At 43.3% G+C, this 16536-nt stretch carries 12 protein-coding genes and 2 tRNA genes; 6 read left to right on the forward strand and 8 right to left on the reverse strand.

Going from position 1 to position 16536, the window contains the following annotated elements; all coding sequences use genetic code 11:
* Window positions 1–119: 119 nt before the first annotated feature.
* Window positions 120–2123: a GGDEF domain-containing protein gene (locus tag IQP38_RS07645; RefSeq protein ID WP_104975980.1), complete on the reverse strand. Its 2004-nt coding sequence runs from the start codon at window positions 2121–2123 to the stop codon at window positions 120–122.
* A 152-nt stretch (window positions 2124–2275) separates the two neighbouring features.
* Window positions 2276–3019: a hypothetical protein gene (locus tag IQP38_RS07650; RefSeq protein ID WP_005389942.1), complete on the reverse strand. Its 744-nt coding sequence runs from the start codon at window positions 3017–3019 to the stop codon at window positions 2276–2278.
* A 257-nt stretch (window positions 3020–3276) separates the two neighbouring features.
* On the opposite strand from IQP38_RS07650, the gene IQP38_RS07655 reads away from it, so the two are divergent.
* Window positions 3277–3579, forward strand: a complete 303-nt coding sequence (locus IQP38_RS07655) for a DNA base-flipping protein (protein WP_005378570.1) — start codon at window positions 3277–3279, stop codon at window positions 3577–3579.
* Window positions 3580–3609: 30 nt separating this feature from the next.
* Here IQP38_RS07655 and IQP38_RS07660 read toward each other — a convergent pair whose 3' ends face one another.
* Window positions 3610–4044, reverse strand: a complete 435-nt coding sequence (locus IQP38_RS07660) for a YbaY family lipoprotein (RefSeq protein ID WP_005378572.1) — start codon at window positions 4042–4044, stop codon at window positions 3610–3612.
* Between the two features lie 240 nt (window positions 4045–4284).
* Here IQP38_RS07660 and tesB point away from each other — a divergent pair, with 240 nt between their 5' ends.
* Window positions 4285–5145: an acyl-CoA thioesterase II gene (tesB, locus tag IQP38_RS07665; RefSeq protein ID WP_005378575.1), complete on the forward strand. Its 861-nt coding sequence runs from the start codon at window positions 4285–4287 to the stop codon at window positions 5143–5145.
* A 68-nt stretch (window positions 5146–5213) separates the two neighbouring features.
* On the opposite strand, the gene IQP38_RS07670 is transcribed toward tesB, so the two are convergent.
* Together IQP38_RS07670 and IQP38_RS07675 are read right to left on the reverse strand one after the other, a co-directional pair.
* Window positions 5214–8255: a hypothetical protein gene (locus IQP38_RS07670; RefSeq protein WP_053303256.1), complete on the reverse strand. Its 3042-nt coding sequence runs from the start codon at window positions 8253–8255 to the stop codon at window positions 5214–5216.
* 456 nt (window positions 8256–8711) lie between these two features.
* Window positions 8712–9176 (reverse strand): Lrp/AsnC family transcriptional regulator, encoded by a 465-nt coding sequence (locus tag IQP38_RS07675; RefSeq protein ID WP_025998626.1) that lies wholly within the window; start codon window positions 9174–9176, stop codon window positions 8712–8714.
* A 140-nt stretch (window positions 9177–9316) separates the two neighbouring features.
* Here IQP38_RS07675 and IQP38_RS07680 point away from each other — a divergent pair, with 140 nt between their 5' ends.
* On the forward strand, window positions 9317–10411 hold the full coding sequence (locus tag IQP38_RS07680; protein WP_193837462.1) for a PLP-dependent cysteine synthase family protein: 1095 nt from the start codon (window positions 9317–9319) through the stop codon (window positions 10409–10411).
* 62 nt (window positions 10412–10473) lie between these two features.
* Here the strand turns inward: IQP38_RS07680 and IQP38_RS07685 are convergent, their stop codons facing one another.
* Entirely contained in the window at window positions 10474–10791 is a 318-nt protein-coding gene (locus IQP38_RS07685) for a DUF1244 domain-containing protein (protein WP_005378586.1), read from the reverse strand.
* A 214-nt stretch (window positions 10792–11005) separates the two neighbouring features.
* Here IQP38_RS07685 and IQP38_RS07690 point away from each other — a divergent pair, with 214 nt between their 5' ends.
* Window positions 11006–11581, forward strand: coding sequence for a porin family protein (locus IQP38_RS07690; protein ID WP_017634755.1), 576 nt, complete (start codon window positions 11006–11008; stop codon window positions 11579–11581).
* Between the two features lie 80 nt (window positions 11582–11661).
* On the opposite strand, the gene vmeF is transcribed toward IQP38_RS07690, so the two are convergent.
* Window positions 11662–14775, reverse strand: coding sequence for a multidrug efflux RND transporter permease subunit VmeF (gene vmeF, locus IQP38_RS07695; RefSeq protein WP_017634756.1), 3114 nt, complete (start codon window positions 14773–14775; stop codon window positions 11662–11664).
* Window positions 14775–15869 (reverse strand): efflux RND transporter periplasmic adaptor subunit, encoded by a 1095-nt coding sequence (locus tag IQP38_RS07700; RefSeq protein ID WP_005389959.1) that lies wholly within the window; start codon window positions 15867–15869, stop codon window positions 14775–14777. Before IQP38_RS07700 ends, vmeF begins: the two co-directional genes overlap by 1 nt.
* Before the next feature lie 284 nt (window positions 15870–16153).
* On the opposite strand from IQP38_RS07700, the gene IQP38_RS07705 reads away from it, so the two are divergent.
* Window positions 16154–16238: transfer RNA gene (locus tag IQP38_RS07705), tRNA-Tyr, on the forward strand.
* Between the two features lie 86 nt (window positions 16239–16324).
* Window positions 16325–16409 (forward strand) — tRNA-Tyr (locus IQP38_RS07710).
* Window positions 16410–16536 lie beyond the last annotated feature (127 nt).

The following is a 16536-nucleotide window of genomic DNA, read 5'->3' on the forward strand; positions in this document are numbered from 1 at the left end:
GAGGTCTTGCCTCAATCGATGGGGCGATTATTCAGTATCAGCTCTCATAATGCAAGAGCAAAAACCTTGAATTTCATCATTTCATTACCGTTTGGACAAAACTCGATCAATTCATTCCTTTATGATGAAACCGTACAGTCACGATAAGAGGAGTCGTGCCGTGAGGACTGCTTACTAATGTACATGTCTTCATCAGCCAAATGCATCGCTTGCTCTAAGCTCATGTGCCGTTCCCTTTTTGCAGAGAAACCAATAGAGATACTTATAGACTCCAAATCACTATATAATTTGCCTTTCACGTCTATTCTACTGAGCTCTCTCATTGCTCTAGTTAACTCGGCTTGCGTAGGATAACCCAGCAATATGAACTCATCCCCTCCAATTCGATAACATCTTCCCGACCAGACATAATGAATTTTTAGTGCCAGTAGTTGTAAAACTTCGTCCCCAGCGCGATGCCCATAAGTGTCATTGATTCGTTTGAAATGATTAATGTCTAAGTAAAGTATGGATAGATCTTTGTTTACTCCTTTTCGATACTTTACTTGCAACGCACGACGGTTCCTTAACCCTGTTAAGTTGTCAGTGTTCGATTGACGGTAAAGATAAAGCGAAACACAAATAGCAAACAATAATACAAAGATAAACACAGCTTGTGTTTGCGTCGCTAATCGAATCTCATATTCAAGTGCGGTACGCCAATCTGGGCGTACATCGTACTGAGCAATGATCTTATCAACTTCTAACATCGCTATCGCTCGACTGAAGAAAGGCGCAAGCATGGCTCCTTTTTCATTCGCGACCAATCCAACAGAGAGTTGTGACTCATAAAACTCGCCAATAGCGGTATCCTGCTCTATCGGAACCAATTCACTGAGACGTAAAAAATGATTGAGCATCGCCGTATCCATCGGAATGTAATCGACTTCTTCATTTAATAGCCCCTGAATGAGCTCTTGTTGAGTACGATAACGTTTGAGTTCTTTTAGCGGTAACAGTTGCGTCATCATTTGATCGAAAAAGTCATCCTTAACTACGCCAATCCGCTCAGATATCAACTGTGAAACATGAGAGTATGTGCTCGGTTTGTAACCTAAACGCTTGACCATCACCGATGCTGGCGCGTAATGGGGCTTTGGAAAGTAGCTAAATGCGCGCCGCTCACGGCTGACCGTTAACGGCGCCAAAATTTCGAAATTACCTTGGATAAACTCATGATACATAGAACCCCAGCTTTCACCAGGCTCACTAATGATCAAGCAGTTTAAAGCCAAGATCTCACAGCTTCTCACGACTACATCAGCCGTCATCCCTTCGACACGACCATCTGCGTTGTATACAACATATGGAAAGATAGATTCGAGCTTAATCCGTATTGGTTCATTAAAATCAAGGGGCAATAAACGAATAGAATCACGCAACGCTGCTCGCCTTAATTCAAATTGATACTGGGAAATTTCTTCGCGAAGCTGCTTTTGCACCGCTTCCCCGTGAATAAACGTAGCGAACGTGTCCAACTCTTCAAGATGATGATCTTTTTTACTGATGATGGATACGGGCTTTATCGAAATCTGATCATTGAGCATCTTGGCGTCAAACCCCTCCATCAGCATCGGCTTGAGCTGGTTAATGGCATCGACAACGCCATCCACAGCACCTGAACGTAGCAGTGTTACTGCTTGTTCGTGACCTTGATAAGAGATCTGTTCTAGCTCAGGGTAGTGTTGTTTAAGTAATTGGGCATAAACTGTATCTTTGGGGACGCCAACACGCGAAATGTCACTCAACGTCGAATCTTTTAAACCAAAGAGGTAGGTATATTCGATATTTGTTGGGCGGGAATAACTAAAACGTTGAGCACGTTCTTGTGTGTAAGTGATATTCGCAGCAAAGTCCGCTTCCCCATTCGCTACTGAATTTAGAATGGCATCAAAGCTGGAGTAGTTCACGTATTGAACGGTAAAGCCAAACTCCTCTGAAGCAGCATTGAAAAGAACACGAGTGACGACATCATCCGCTTCAGTCGCGACTTTATAATGAGCAATTAAAGGGGCTTCGGCTTTTACATTCAAACTCAAGAGGCAACATGCAAAAAGCAACAGTGTTCGAGCAAAAGTTGTCATGACAAACTTATCTTAAATCAACCACTTATATTGTGGTTATTATTATTGGAAGTGTAGTAAATATGAAATGAAGAACATATACTAATCTCCATTTTGTTCCACAACCAATTCGATACTCTGCCGCACATGTCACTTTTTACCTGACTAAAAACTCATAATTCAGCCTGTTCATCGCTACTACGTAAAATATAGTCAGTCATCCAAGCTGTCCCTAACAAACAGATCCAAACCACGAAAACAGGGTTTGGCACATCCGTGGTCGGGCTGACGACTAAGGCGGCAAAACCCACAGTCGGCAATGTCCAACATAATAATTTGCTCCAACGAATGGTATGTTGAAGCTTCGCAAGTGCTTCCATTGACGCTAACATTCCCGTCAAACTTAACGCCATAAGAACGGCGTACGGTAGGCCTGCAATCCACAAAGGGAGCAACAAAAACAACGGCCACCAGCTGTGTTTATTGGATGGCGTCCAATGCGCAGCCGACCACCACATCGCCATAACAGCAATGGTTTGAACCACTGTAACCCAAGCAGACCCATCCAGCTTACCGCCTTGCTGTGTGACCATAAGACCAACTTGCAGTGTAAGTACAATAAGACCAGCGGTGAGCAACACACCTAAAGAGCTTCTACGAGAAAATACCACCATTAAAAGTGGGAAAAGGATCAAAACACCAACCGACAAAGCAATTGGCTGCATTGAGAGTGTCGCACCAAAAGCCATCATCGCGCCCAGTAATACTAAGCCAGCGAACCCACCTTGTGGCAAAACCCACAGCGCGGGGATCATAAGTGCAAGAACGGGAATGTCCCCCTCGCTCAAACTCATCGCCCGAACGCAGACAACAGCGAGTAAGGTCGTAACGAAAAATTGAAGTGTCGATAAAATCATAGCGCCTCCTGGCTTCCCCACCTACTTGGTAACTCAACGGCAAAAACTGGGATTGAAAGTCGTTGAGAGGGTCTAGATTCAAGCTTAGCTTGCGTTTGCTTCATGCTGTTTAAGGCTCATCAACCAACGACACTAAAGAACAGAAAATGTAATTCTTCAAAGTGAGTCGCTGGCAACACAAGGGTTAAGAACCGTTAGCAATATACAAGTCCAATGGTTTACCATTCCTTAGTAATCCAAAATAGACACTTTTGAGTATGGACCAATTTTTAGCGCAAATCTTTGCTGTAATTCACCAAATTCCAAAAGGAAAAGTCTCCACCTATGGGGAAATTGCCAAAATGGCCGGTTATCCGGGCTATGCGAGACATGTTGGTAAAGCACTGGGCAACTTACCAGAAGGCAGTAAACTCCCCTGGTTTAGAGTGGTAAATAGCCAAGGAAAAATATCTTTAAAAGGCAGAGATTTAGAGCGACAAAAAAAGAAATTAGAAGCAGAAGGGATTGAAGTATCGGAAGTTGGCAAAACTTCACTTAAAAAATACAAATGGCAGCCTTAAGCTGCCATTTTTTGTTCTCAGTGCGTCGTATTAACGTGTTCCAACTAGACGAATATCTAATTGGTGAGTTTGTGCTTCATCTGTAATAACACCGTTATGTGTGTCGCTGATAAAACGCAGCTTTCCATCTACCTCAATGCGAGCACGAACGCTGTAACGATGGTTTGGTTTGATTTCATTGCTGTCGTAACTCAACTCAAAAGAAAGAGGAACTTGCTTACCTTCTGTTTCGAATGTCTGTTTCGCCAACACTTTTGCTGGCGCATCCGCCAAGGACACATCTTCTAACGCAATAGTAACCACTGCGTTTGGTGGCAAGGCAATCCGCTCGCGATAAGCCACTGTACCTGTAATCGTCTTCATTGACGCTTCTGTAGATTCCATTTCTGTATTTTGAGAAGTTTGGCAACCCACTAACGCAGCCCCAAAGAGTAGAGAAGTAACAAGTAGTAGTGTTTTTTTCATATATTCCTCGAAAAGAGCATTAAACCGAAGCAATTATAGGTGTGGAATATAAAACTGTCTGCTTCCTGTCACTTTATTTGACAATAGTTTGACTGAGTTAGAATTTATCAAACAATTGATTTTGTTTCATAATTGGAACAATACTATTTCTAAGTTACTCAATAGTTCTTAACTATGCCACTTCACAAGAGTGAGGCTGTTGAGGTAACTTGGAATGAAAGACAACGGTGAGGAGACACAATGAGTAAACCACTACGAGAATTGCTCAGCCTACTACAACTCGAAAAATTAGAAGAAGGCTTGTTTCGTGGCCAAAGTGAAAACCTAGGTTTGCCTCAAGTTTATGGCGGTCAAGTAATTGGGCAAGCGCTTTCTGCTGCGCGCTACACCGTTGAAGAAACACGCACGGTACACTCCTTCCATAGCTATTTTTTGTACCCTGGCGATCCAGAAAAACCTATTATTTATGATGTAGAAAATCTGAGAGATGGCCGTAGCTTTAGCACTAGACGCGTAAAGGCAATTCAAAATGGACGCCCTATTTTTTACCTAACCGCATCCTACCATGGCGATCAACCTGGGTTTGATCATCAAAAAGAAATGCCAGATATCCCTGGTCCAGAAAACTTTGCCTCAGAGAGTGAGCTCGCAAGCCATATTGCAGAATTTCTACCCAAACGCTTACGCAAAACATTTTGCGGGGAAAAGCCAATCGAAACTCGCCCCGTTACGGTTATCAACCCTTTGAAGCCCAAAAAAGCAGAACCCAAACAGTACCTTTGGATTCGTGCTAATGGTGAAATGCCAGAGAATCAGCTAATTCACCAGTACCTTCTGGCCTACGCATCCGATTGGGGATTCCTTGTAACAGCAATGCATCCACATGAAGTCTCATTAATGACGCCTAACTTTCAAGTGGCCACCATTGACCACTCTATCTGGTTCCATCGCCCGTTTAAGATGGATGAATGGCTTCTATATGCGATAGAGAGCCCAACGGCGAGCAATACTCGTGGGTTGGTCCGTGGCGAAATATACAACCAGCAAGGTCACTTAGTGGCGACCGCCGTGCAAGAAGGGGTGATGCGCTACACGAAATAGCTCGTGTTCGCTAGACGAAAAAAGGAGTGCTGTTCCGCACTCCTTTTTTAATGGGTATCAAACGATGATTAATTTGGTTGATACTTCATGTTAACAACCGACCATTCGTAAAGTGATTTCGGGTAACCATATTCGCCTTTCCCGTAAATGACATTTGGGTCGGCATAGAATCCACCTTTATTCGTTGCTAAAAATTCACGAACCCCACGACGGTAAGTAATCACAGGTGCTACTAACTCATACTCTACCTTTTCCATCTTCGAGTCATCAATTATTAAGAACCGAGTCATACGAATCGTGCTGCCGCTGGTGCAGTATCCTGGGTCATCATAGTCAATTGCTTCAAAAGGCTTGAGATCATCTTCGAACAGCTCTGATGTACATCCATCAAATCGAGCTAAGTGTACCCACGCTCCTTTTATTAGAGTTGGGTCATCGTTACCCACCGGCTTGAATGCAAGTAGTGCAATCTTACCTTTGCCGTATAATTTCAATTCTTCGTCCGTTGGCTCACGCACTGAACGAACGTTCATCAAACCAAACTCACTTTCTTCTAAGTTAGAAAACTCACGTGCATTTAGCGTGCTAAACAATACTGTTTGTTCAGTTTCAAGCAATGTATATTGATCCGCAACACCTTCATCTGCAAAGCTTAGATACAGCTGGACTTTCTTACTTTCCAACGCTTTGTAATCTCGAGATTCTCCTTCCGAAATGTCGAGAGAAATCCAACGTCTTTTTACTGGCGGGAGATCAAGTAACGTCAGCTCTTCCTTATCAACATCTAATGAAGCGACTCCTTTAATTGTTGAGCTGGATATTTGATAGCTGCGGTTTCCTATTGGTGTACCAAAGTCTAGCTTAACCTTTTTAAATGGTTCAAATTCCACCTTCATTGTAGAAGCACTTAAACCAGGGTGATTCGCTTTGTTAATAGTGCCATTTACGACGATTGTTTTAGCTTTGTAGTTGCGCCCAGTAAGGGTAACCTCTAATTGGTACGTGCCTGCATGCAGGATTTTCAAACGCCCTGTATCAGGAGAAACTAGCTCGACCACAGGGTCTTTTTGGTTAATAAGACGGTAACTTGCCTTCGCAATCCCACCACTCATCACTGGTGAGATAACACTACCAGCGGAGAATTCTACCGTTGGGTAAGTAACCGATACCGGGTTTGTGCCTTGTTTAATCGTGACCGAGAAACTACTTTCACCCGGATCCACTTTGTCGTCCCCCGCATCCGAAACAATAATTTTTGTGCTACCCGCGTTAAGAATTTGCATGGCACCCGTTTGGCTGTTTAAGGAAACCACATCTATTGCTGCGTTGTCTGCAAATCGGTACGTAACTTCCCCAACCGTACCAGAGATTTTCGGCGCAACAAATGTTTGGCCAACCTTCCAAATCTCTTCCACATCGGATTGAACTTCAATTCGGCTCGGCGCGCTCAAAATTGTCACGTAGACTTTTTGATCAGGACCAACGGTATAATTCGCGCTCTCTTTTCTGCGCACAGTTAGCGTCGCTTTACCCGCTTTATACACATGGAGACGTCCTTCACTAAAACCACCGACAACATCTGGTGCGGTGTTATCTACAATCTCAATTTGCTCGTCAGCACTCAAACCAAAATCACGGTGAAGATCAAAACTGTATTTGTTGCTGTATACAACGTCATAATCGTGCGTTGCCATCGGTTGGCCTTCAGCCTTTGCAACTTTGATGACGACATTAAATTGAATAGGTTGGTAGAACTCCCCACCATCGTCTTCAAACTTAAGGTCGTACTCACCCGCAGTCACTACCTCCAACTTGCCGTCAGTCATTCGTAAGCCATTAGGTAAGCTGCTAACTAGATTTACGTTACCTTTTTGCCCTTTAAACGCCAGAGGGATTGAAAGATTTGGTTGATAAGTAAGCGGCATTTCAATGTCTTTTATAACTGGATGAGGCGCGCGATTAACTTCAAGATCAAAACGAGTTTTGCTTGCAGGATAATTACGCATGTCATGCTCGTAAATTTCCACTTCAGCAGCACCAACACCTTTGATCAGTAATGCTTCACCATTTTCTGTTTTAGCAACAACGTCTTCACCACGAATGATTCTCAGCTCATAGTCACCGTAGGCGTTCGTCACCTTAGGGAAAATTCGTCCACCTTCCTCATAAGTTGTGACAATATCCGCTGCGCTGATTTCTTGACGCTTGCCTTGTTTTACATCCACAAAAAATTGCGCTGTTTGCTGTTTATCTAGAAACGCGTCGCTGTAAGTTGCAGTCGCTTCAACCGTTAATCGCCCAACATTATGAACAAGAAGCAAACCCGTTTCAGGGTCTAGCAACTCGGCCACCTTGCTGTCTGGTACGCTATTTATGATTTTGTAAGAAATACGTTGCGTTTGAGCTTTATCTAGACGCACTGGTTCTAACGTCAACCCTTCTCGATACTCGTCTTCAAGCAAAGCGAACTGTAATTGCCCCGGAGCTACTGCATGCAGTTTAACCGTAGCGCGAACTTGTTTCGGCAAGTAAAAGTCGTTACCTGAATCAGTAATCAGCACCGATGCCTGACCAACTGAACCTAATGAATATACCGACCCGTTCTCATCAACACGAATCAAGTTATGACCACTTTCTACCTCATAACTCAGTTCGCCTTTTTGGCCACGGACGATCAACGCTTTTCCTTCTGACTCAATCGCATTGAAATTCAGATCACTCACTGAAAGTTCAGTATTGATACCTCGCTCTACAGTCACAGAAAATCTTGCTTCAGAAGATTCATAAGCAGAGCTACTATCTGTAGCAAGAATAGTCGCCGTTCCTGGGCGCAGAATTTGTAGTATTCCTGAGTCATTAATTTTCACGACATTTGGCGGATTAGAATCAATGACTTGGTAAGATACCGACCCATGTACATTGCTCAGTTTTGCTTCAGTAACCGTTCCCACTCCTTCAAACTTCAATACCGTGTCTTCCACTTTTAATTGCGGACGGTTCTGCTTTGTTATCGTAGTTGGTGTCTTCGTATTGTTCGGCTTAGAGTCTCCCCCACCGCCACAGCCAGCAAGTAAAGCTGCGAGAAAAAGCAAATAGTAATTTCTGTTCATTTTTAGTAATACTTTGTTACATACAAGATGGGGCGATAATAATACGATGTTTTATTAATCACTATCCCCATTTTTGAGTACTTTATTACTTAAGTAATTGCTACTGTATTCATCCTAAAAACAAATACTCAAAAATAGCGACCAAATTACATGAAAACACAAAAAGCAAACGTTTAAATCAAACTCTTCCATTAATTTAGTAAAAATTAATATTCAATAAAATAAAACATGAAAAAGAAAGAGAAAAAATTGCGTTATTTTTTCTTTCATTATGATGTAAAGGATTAATGGACTGTAAAAACAAATGGTTAATGAAAAATAGAAGAGAGAATAAATATCGTTTATATTTATAAAAATCTGGTAGGAAATAGTTTTAAAAGCATAATCAAACTACCTTTTAACATTTAAAATACTAAAAGGTAGAATTAACATTAGATAGAATTCTTATAGGGCGAGTTATTTTAGGATTGGTAACTCTGTTGTGTATTTAATGGACTCCATAGCAAATGTTGAAGTCACATTAGATAGCCCTTTTACGCTATTAACTAACCGCTTATAGAATTCGTCAAAACACTTCATATCTTTGACTAGTACTTTCATCATGTAGTCATACTCGCCAGCCATACGATAAAACTCCATTACCTCAGGAAAGTCACTCACAGTTGTAACAAAATGGTGATACCAACCTTCGGAATGATCAATCGTTTTTAACTGAACAAATGCAATGAAAGATAGCTCGAGCTTTTCTGCACTTAACAACGCCACGCGTTTTTCGATGTAGCCCTCTTCTTCCAACCTTTTCAAGCGCTTCCAGCATGGTGTTGTAGTAAGATTGACTCGCTCAGCCACGTCATTTAATGACAAGGTGCTGTCGGTTTGTAGTAAAGCAAGCAGCTGCTTATCTATTCGATCTAAACTCATTTCTATAAAACCCATAAAATGCAGAAAATTTTTCTACAGATATCTTTATTAAGAGTAACAATAGCAAAGTTTTTCTCGGAAATTATAGATAAATTATCCCTATCTAATACTTATCTATCGATTTCCCAAGGAGAGACGCCATGTGTACTGACCACAATTGGATCAACAATGCAGTGCGTAAAATTGAAGCAGACTTCCAACGTTCTGCTGATACTCACTTATTTAAACTCGAACTACCTTCTCTTGATGGTATCGATATCTATCTAAAAGATGAGAGTACGCACCCTACAGGCTCTCTTAAGCATCGATTGGCGCGCTCATTATTTCTTTACGCTATTTGTAATGGATGGATTGGTCCTGAAACCACTGTAATCGAGGCGTCCTCAGGCAGCACTGCCGTTTCGGAAGCGTATTTTGCGCGTTTACTTGGCTTACCGTTCATTGCCGTCATGCCGAAAACCACTGCACGTAAAAAGATCGAACAAATTGAATTTTACGGTGGTAAAGCGCACCTTGTTGAACGATCAGATCAGATTTATGACGAGTCTCGACGCTTGGCTCAAGAACTAAATGGTCACTACATGGACCAGTTTACTTATGCTGAACGCGCTACTGACTGGCGCGGTAACAACAACATCGCGAACTCTATCTTTAGCCAAATGGAGTTAGAAGATCACCCGATTCCTAGCTGGGTAGTGATGAGTCCTGGAACAGGCGGCACATCCGCAACCATTGGCCGTTTTATTCGTTACCAAAAATACGACACCAAGCTTTGCGTGGTAGACCCTGAAAACTCAGTGTTTTACGACGCTTTCCAGTCAGGAAACCACTCATTGAAAGGTGATACTGGCAGCAAAATTGAAGGTATCGGTCGACCACGTGTCGAGCCAAGCTTTATTGCAGGTGTTATTGACGAGATGCGCAAAATTCCAGACGCTGCCAGTGTGGCAACCGCCCATTGGGTATCTCAGCTGATTGGGCGTAAAGTCGGCGCATCAACAGGCACCAATCTTTACGGTGTGCTGCAATTGGCTTGTGAGATGAAACAACGCTGTGAGAAGGGTTCCATCGTGACGCTTCTATGTGATTCTGGAGAGCGTTACCTAGATACGTATTATGACTTAACATGGGTAAAAGAGAACATCGGCGATATTCAACCTTACTTAGCTCAACTCGAAGTCATTCAAGCAAAAGGTTGCGTTGAGCCAGCTTGTTGCGGCTCAACTAACGCTTAACGTGCAAACTGGACTTTAAAAAAACAGCCCAACTTCATGCGGGCTGTTTTTATCGCTGGGTTTTACTTTTTCTGGCGCGCTTCAAACGCAGCCAATTGTTCTGGCGTTGCCGCTGGTTGATGATTTTGTTTCCATTCATCGTAAGTCATGCCGTAAACACGTTCGCGAGCGTCATCAATATCTAAATCCAAACCGAGATTTTCAGCCTCAGATTTATACCATTTGCTAAAGCAGTTGCGACAGAAGCCCGCAAGGATCATCAGGTCGATGTTTTGTACGTCTTTGTTGGCATCTAAATGCGCCAATAAACGGCGAAATGTCGCCGCGTCTAACTTATCTTGTTCTTCTTGAGTCAAGTTTTTGTATTTGAATTCAGCCACTTTCCTTTCCTTCTCTCTTATTTAACTAGCTTTCGTCACCATATCTAGTTAGTCGGTAGTCATGAGTAAGAAGTATGCTTTAGCGCAACAATTCCCATTCTAAAATCACTACCTTTGATAAAAGCTGATATGATAATTACCATCCATCCTATTGATTAAATTAACATTTAAACAAATCATTACAACGGTCTTTTACCAAGGTTATCGTCTAGTTATGAAAAACGCCATTCTATTATTGTCTGCCTTGACCATTAGCGTGCCAACTTTAGCTGCTCAAGAACAAGCTCATCAATCTTATTTTTATCTGGGTACTGGTAACGTTGGTTTTGATACACCGTACTTCGGCTCGGATAGAGACAATGAGTGGTCAACACCACATATCACAGTTGGCTGGGGTTACCATGTAAACCAATACCTCGCGTTTGAAGGGGTTCTGCGCTATTCACAAAATGAACTTAAGAACGATGCTCTAAAAACTGACTTAGATCTTCACTATTACCAAGCAGGTATGTCTGCTGTTGTAACAAGTGATAACTTAGGCGATACGCCGCTGTCACTGTTTGGTCGCGTAACTGCGCTTGGCACTCAAGCTGAAATGTATGTTCCAAACGAACAAAAAGTCACAGATGATTCAGGCGCGCTATTCAACATCGGTGCTGGTGTCCATTGGGATATGAGCAAAGATATCTGGTTACGCGCAGAGTACATTTATAATGTCGCAGATATGGGTTTTGAAGATTTTTACGACGGCTACGAAGGTGTACAAATCAGCCTAGGGAAACGCTTCTAATCGAACGCTTCCGAGCTAACTTTAAACCGATAAAGAGAAGCCGAGGTTATTACCTCGGCTTTTATGTTTTAACGTTTGATTTAAGGGTGCGCTATACGGCCCTTCGTATCATGGCTAATTGCTTTGTTTAACTCTGCTTCTACATGACCTGGTGCTTGTGTTTTCGCCGAAATCAATCGGTACATTGCCGGGATAACAAACAAGGTCACCAATGTCGCAAACCCCATCCCGAAAAAGATTACCGTACCCACGGCAATACGGCTCTCATAACCCGCCCCTGTCGATACTATCAACGGAATTGCGCCAGCAAGTGTGGTAAACGCAGTCATCAAGATTGGACGTAGACGTCGCGCAGCTGCATCAATGATCGCTTTTTCAAACTCAACGCCACGATCACGTAGCTGATTGGCAAATTCTACGATCAAAATACCGTTTTTCGTCACCATACCAATCAACATGATCATGCCAATCTGGCTATAAATGTTCATACCTTGGCCCATAATGACCAAACCAAGAAAGCCACCAAATACCCCCATCGGCACCGTAAACATGACCACTAACGGGTTTACGAAGCTTTCAAACTGAGCCGCCAACACGAGATACGCCACTAGCAGTGCCAATGCAAACACAACAGCAACACTCGCTTGGTTCTCTTTAAAGTCTTTCGACTCCCCCGAATAACTCACCGAAATGTCACCCGGTAAGTTGTCGATGGCTTCCTGGTCTAGGTAATTCAGCGCATCTCCTAATGTATAACCTTCCGACAGGTTGGCAGTAATAGTGATGGACTTCTGTTTGTTGTAGTGAGAAAGACGAATAGAGGCCGCCACTTCTTCAATTTTTGTGACCGCATCTAACGTCACTAGCTGACCGCTATTCGTGCGCAGATAAATCTGACTTAAATCTGCAGCATTATTAAAGCTATTTTCATCACCGCGAAGATACACATCGTACTCTTCGCCACGCTCAACATAAGTCGTTTCGCTTTTACCACCGAGCATGATTTCTAGGGTGTCAGAAATGTCTTGAACGCTGACTCCTAGCTCTGCGGCACGCTGTCGGTCAACTGTAACCAATAACTCAGGCGTTTTTTCCGAGTAATCTATCTCTGCTCCTTCCATCATTGGTGATTCTTCGGCTTTGTTCTTTAGCATTTCAGCCCAAACAACGAGCTCATCGTAATCAGAGCCGCCTAATACGAACTGAACTGGCTCACTCGAACCACCTTGGAAACCTGGCATAAATGGGAACACTCGAACATCTGGGATACCTGCCAATTCTTTCCGTACTTTGTTAAGGGCTTGCTGAGCCGTGATATCACGTTCGTTCCAATCTTCTAGAATCATGATCACAAAGCCTGTCTGGTCTCCTGCCTGGCCACCAAACGCTGGCGTTTGGATACTGAATGACTTCAGATAACCTTGCCCTAGTAATGGCATCAATCGGTCTTCGACAATATCCATATTGGCTGACATACGATTGTATGACGTAGCATCTGCACCGCGCACAAACGCGAATATCACACCGCGATCTTCTTGTGGGGTCAGCTGGGCCGGTACCTGATTCATCAAGAAATAGCTACCGCCCAAACAAGCTAGAATCACCAGCGGAGCAGCCCAACGTACTTTCAATGTGCCTTTCAATAATGCGCGATAGCCACTCTCAAGCTTGCTAAACAAGCGATCAACCGCTTCATTGAATCGATTTGGTTTTACATTCGCTTTCAAAATCTGACTACCTAATACAGGAGTCAGCGTCAGGGCAATCAAAGAGGAGAATATGACCGACATAGCCAGCAATACAGAAAACTCTGTAAATAGTAGACCTACCATACCATCCATAAAGGAGATCGGTAAGAACACCATCACCAGCACTAATGTTGTTGCTATAACAGCAAAACCAACCTCTCTTGTGCCTTTATATGCGGCGAGTAATGGCGATTCACCGCGTTCAATATGGTGGAAGATATTCTCTACAACCACAATTGCGTCATCCACCACCAAACCAATCGATAATATCAACGCCATCAAGGTGATCAAGTTGATAGAAAACCCAAAGTAGTACGCGGCAATGAACGAAGAAATCAGAGAAACAGGAACCGTAACCGCAGGAATTAAGGTTGCACGAGCTTGGCCGATGAAAATGTACAATACCAAAATCACCAAGCCGCCCGTGATAAATAGCGTGCTGTACACCTCTTCGATTGAACGCTCGATAAACACTGTCGCGTCGTAATCTATCGCAAGACGTGTACCTTCTGGTAAGAACTTCTGGATGTTATCGACTTCAGAACGAATCAGCTTAGCAACCTCTAACGGGTTTGCGTCTGACTGCGGTACCACACCAAGACTGATATTTACTACACCATCGCTTTTGAAGGTTGAGTTTTCGTTTTCTGCACCAATGAAGACATCTGCTACATCTTTTAAATAGATAGGTGTATTGTCGCTTGCGCGTTTAATGACAAGATATTGAAAATCTTCAGGCGTGTTATAAGTACGAGCCGTACGCACGGACATTACCGTTGAGTCGTTGCGAACTTCACCACCTGGGCTTTCTAGGTTCTCACTTCGCAAAGCTGATGTAATGTCCGAAGCTGTAACTGAACGTCCAGCCATTAGTTCTGGCTTAAGCTTCACGTACATGACCTTGTACAAACCACCGGAGAGATCAATGGAGCTAACCCCAGAGATCAGGCTAAAGCGGTCCATCAATACACGTTCGGCATAATCCGTTAATTGAGTACGGTCCATCTCTGCAGAACTGAGATTGATGTAGAGCGACGCCTCTCCCGAGCCATTGTTCTTATAAACAATAGGGTCATCCGCTTCATCAGGTAGCGAGCGCTGAGCACGAGCTACGGCATCACGCACGTCGCTCACACCTGTGTTGAGATCGTAACCTAGCTCAAACGTGATCGTGATACGCGACATGCTGTTACGAGTAGTGGAGCTAATTTCATCAACCCCACTGATCCCAGAAAGCTGGTCTTCCAAAACGGAGGTAATTTGGCTTTCAATAATAGTCGCCGATGCACCCTCATAACGCGTACTGATAGAAACGACTGGGCTTTCTATATCAGGCATTTCACGAACGGCTAATTTGGTGAATGACACAAAGCCAAACACACACAACAGCATGCTCAGAACCAACGCCGCGACAGGGCGTTTAACTGAAACGTCGGACAGTAACATTAGTTTTCTTCCTCATCCGATTCACTGTCATTGCGTGTCACATCCGTGGTGTTCGCTTTTAGTGGCGCGACAATTTCTTTCACTTCGACACCATCACGCATGTTAACAATGCCTTGAACCACAATCTTGTCACCAATCTCAACACCAGATTCGATCACCACCTCGTTACCAACACGAGCACCTAGCGACACTTCTTGACGAGTAGCTTTGTTGTTTTCATCAATTACATATACAAAACGTTTAGTTCCGGAGTATTCAAGCGCTTGAACAGGAATGATTGGCGCCTTAATAGCAGGAAATGCTAGTGAAGCGTTCATCAACATGCCCGGCTTCAATTGATTTTCTGGGTTATCAAACTCAATACGCACGCGAAGATTCAGTGTTTCGGCGCTGATACGCGTATCAATACCTGTGACTTGACCAGTAAAGATCTGGCTACCCCATGCACTGGTTTTAGCGATGACTTCCATACCAATAGAAAGCATCGATAAATAGCGCTCCGGTACTTGCAAATCCAGTTCCATGACGGAAAGATCATCCAACGTCAAAAGTTCAGTACCCGCACTGACCATTTTGCCGCGGCTAAAATCGATAAAACCAACAGTGCCAGAAAATGGAGCAGTAATATGGAGATCAGCTAAATTGGCTTGAGCAGCATCTAGCCTCGCTTGTGCTATTTCAACACTGGCTTTTTGTGCATCGATTTCAGTTTGAGTAATCGCATTCCGCTTAACCAAACGTTGGAACTCTTTTAACTTACGCTGTTCATCTTTTAGATACGCCTTTGCCTCAATCAAAGCGGCTTGAGCCTTATCGTCATCTAACTTAATTAATAACTGGTCTTGCTGGACATTTTGATTCGCTTTAACAGCGATTTGATTCACTTTGCCGGCGACTTCCGATGCGACAACCACAGACTCCGCTGCCTTTAATTTGCCGATAAGAGTTAAGGATTGATTGATCTCGTGCGTTTCTACTTGTTCAGTCACAACAGTAACCGCTGAGCCTCCTCGCATCGCAGCGCAAACCGATGGAGAACTCAGTAATATAGAAAGCGTTAAAACAGATAACGATAACGTGGCTTTCATGCTCATGATATTGACTTCTAAACGAATAAACTTATGTCATTAAACTGCTTACAGTTTATCAGTAGATACGGTGTTTAACGTCAAGTAGTGTAAATTCAAGTAAAAAGTGCGCTTCTCTTCTGTTCAAAGGACAAACAAAACGCTGACTTTCTACCATCTTTGCCCAAAAAGACAGCATTCAACGTAAAAACGTAAGAAAAACGCTTTACAGCCTGAGCGAGTTTGCTATGATTCGCTCCGCACTTGGGAGATGAGTTGGGAAAACATCTTACTAAGTATAAAAATCCTCTGGAGGGGTTCCCGAGTGGCCAAAGGGAGCAGACTGTAAATCTGCCGGCACTGCCTTCGATGGTTCGAATCCGTCCCCCTCCACCATATTCTTTCTTATGTTTTTTCCTTAAAACGTGAGAACAACTTGGAAGCTAGGTTGGGAAACTAACTTTTAAGTATAAAAATACCCTGGAGGGGTTCCCGAGTGGCCAAAGGGAGCAGACTGTAAATCTGCCGGCACTGCCTTCGATGGTTCGAATCCGTCCCCCTCCACCATATTCTTTCTTATGTTTTTCCTTTAAACGTGAGAACAACTTGGAAGCTAGGTTGGGAAACTAACTTTTAAGTATAAAAATACCCTGGAGGGGTTCCCGAGTGGCCAAAGGGAGCAGACTGTAAATCT

The organism is Vibrio sp. OPT41 (genome assembly GCF_015163595.1).
Taxonomy (GTDB): Bacteria; Pseudomonadota; Gammaproteobacteria; order Enterobacterales; family Vibrionaceae; genus Vibrio; species Vibrio alginolyticus.

Excerpts from the sequence above, each read along its gene's own strand:
- IQP38_RS07675 (WP_025998626.1), bottom strand. The coding sequence starts at position 9,176 with ATGAGTTTAGATCGAATAGATAAGCAGCTGCTTGCTTTACTACAAACC.
- IQP38_RS07645 (WP_104975980.1), bottom strand. The coding sequence starts at position 2,123 with ATGACAACTTTTGCTCGAACACTGTTGCTTTTTGCATGTTGCCTCTTG.
- tesB (WP_005378575.1), top strand. The coding sequence starts at position 4,285 with ATGAGTAAACCACTACGAGAATTGCTCAGCCTACTACAACTCGAAAAA.
- IQP38_RS07660 (WP_005378572.1), bottom strand. The coding sequence starts at position 4,044 with ATGAAAAAAACACTACTACTTGTTACTTCTCTACTCTTTGGGGCTGCG.
- IQP38_RS07680 (WP_193837462.1), top strand. The coding sequence starts at position 9,317 with ATGTGTACTGACCACAATTGGATCAACAATGCAGTGCGTAAAATTGAA.
- IQP38_RS07700 (WP_005389959.1), bottom strand. The coding sequence starts at position 15,869 with ATGAGCATGAAAGCCACGTTATCGTTATCTGTTTTAACGCTTTCTATA.
- IQP38_RS07650 (WP_005389942.1), bottom strand. The coding sequence starts at position 3,019 with ATGATTTTATCGACACTTCAATTTTTCGTTACGACCTTACTCGCTGTT.
- IQP38_RS07655 (WP_005378570.1), top strand. The coding sequence starts at position 3,277 with ATGGACCAATTTTTAGCGCAAATCTTTGCTGTAATTCACCAAATTCCA.
- IQP38_RS07690 (WP_017634755.1), top strand. The coding sequence starts at position 11,006 with ATGAAAAACGCCATTCTATTATTGTCTGCCTTGACCATTAGCGTGCCA.
- IQP38_RS07670 (WP_053303256.1), bottom strand. The coding sequence starts at position 8,255 with ATGAACAGAAATTACTATTTGCTTTTTCTCGCAGCTTTACTTGCTGGC.
- vmeF (WP_017634756.1), bottom strand. The coding sequence starts at position 14,775 with ATGTTACTGTCCGACGTTTCAGTTAAACGCCCTGTCGCGGCGTTGGTT.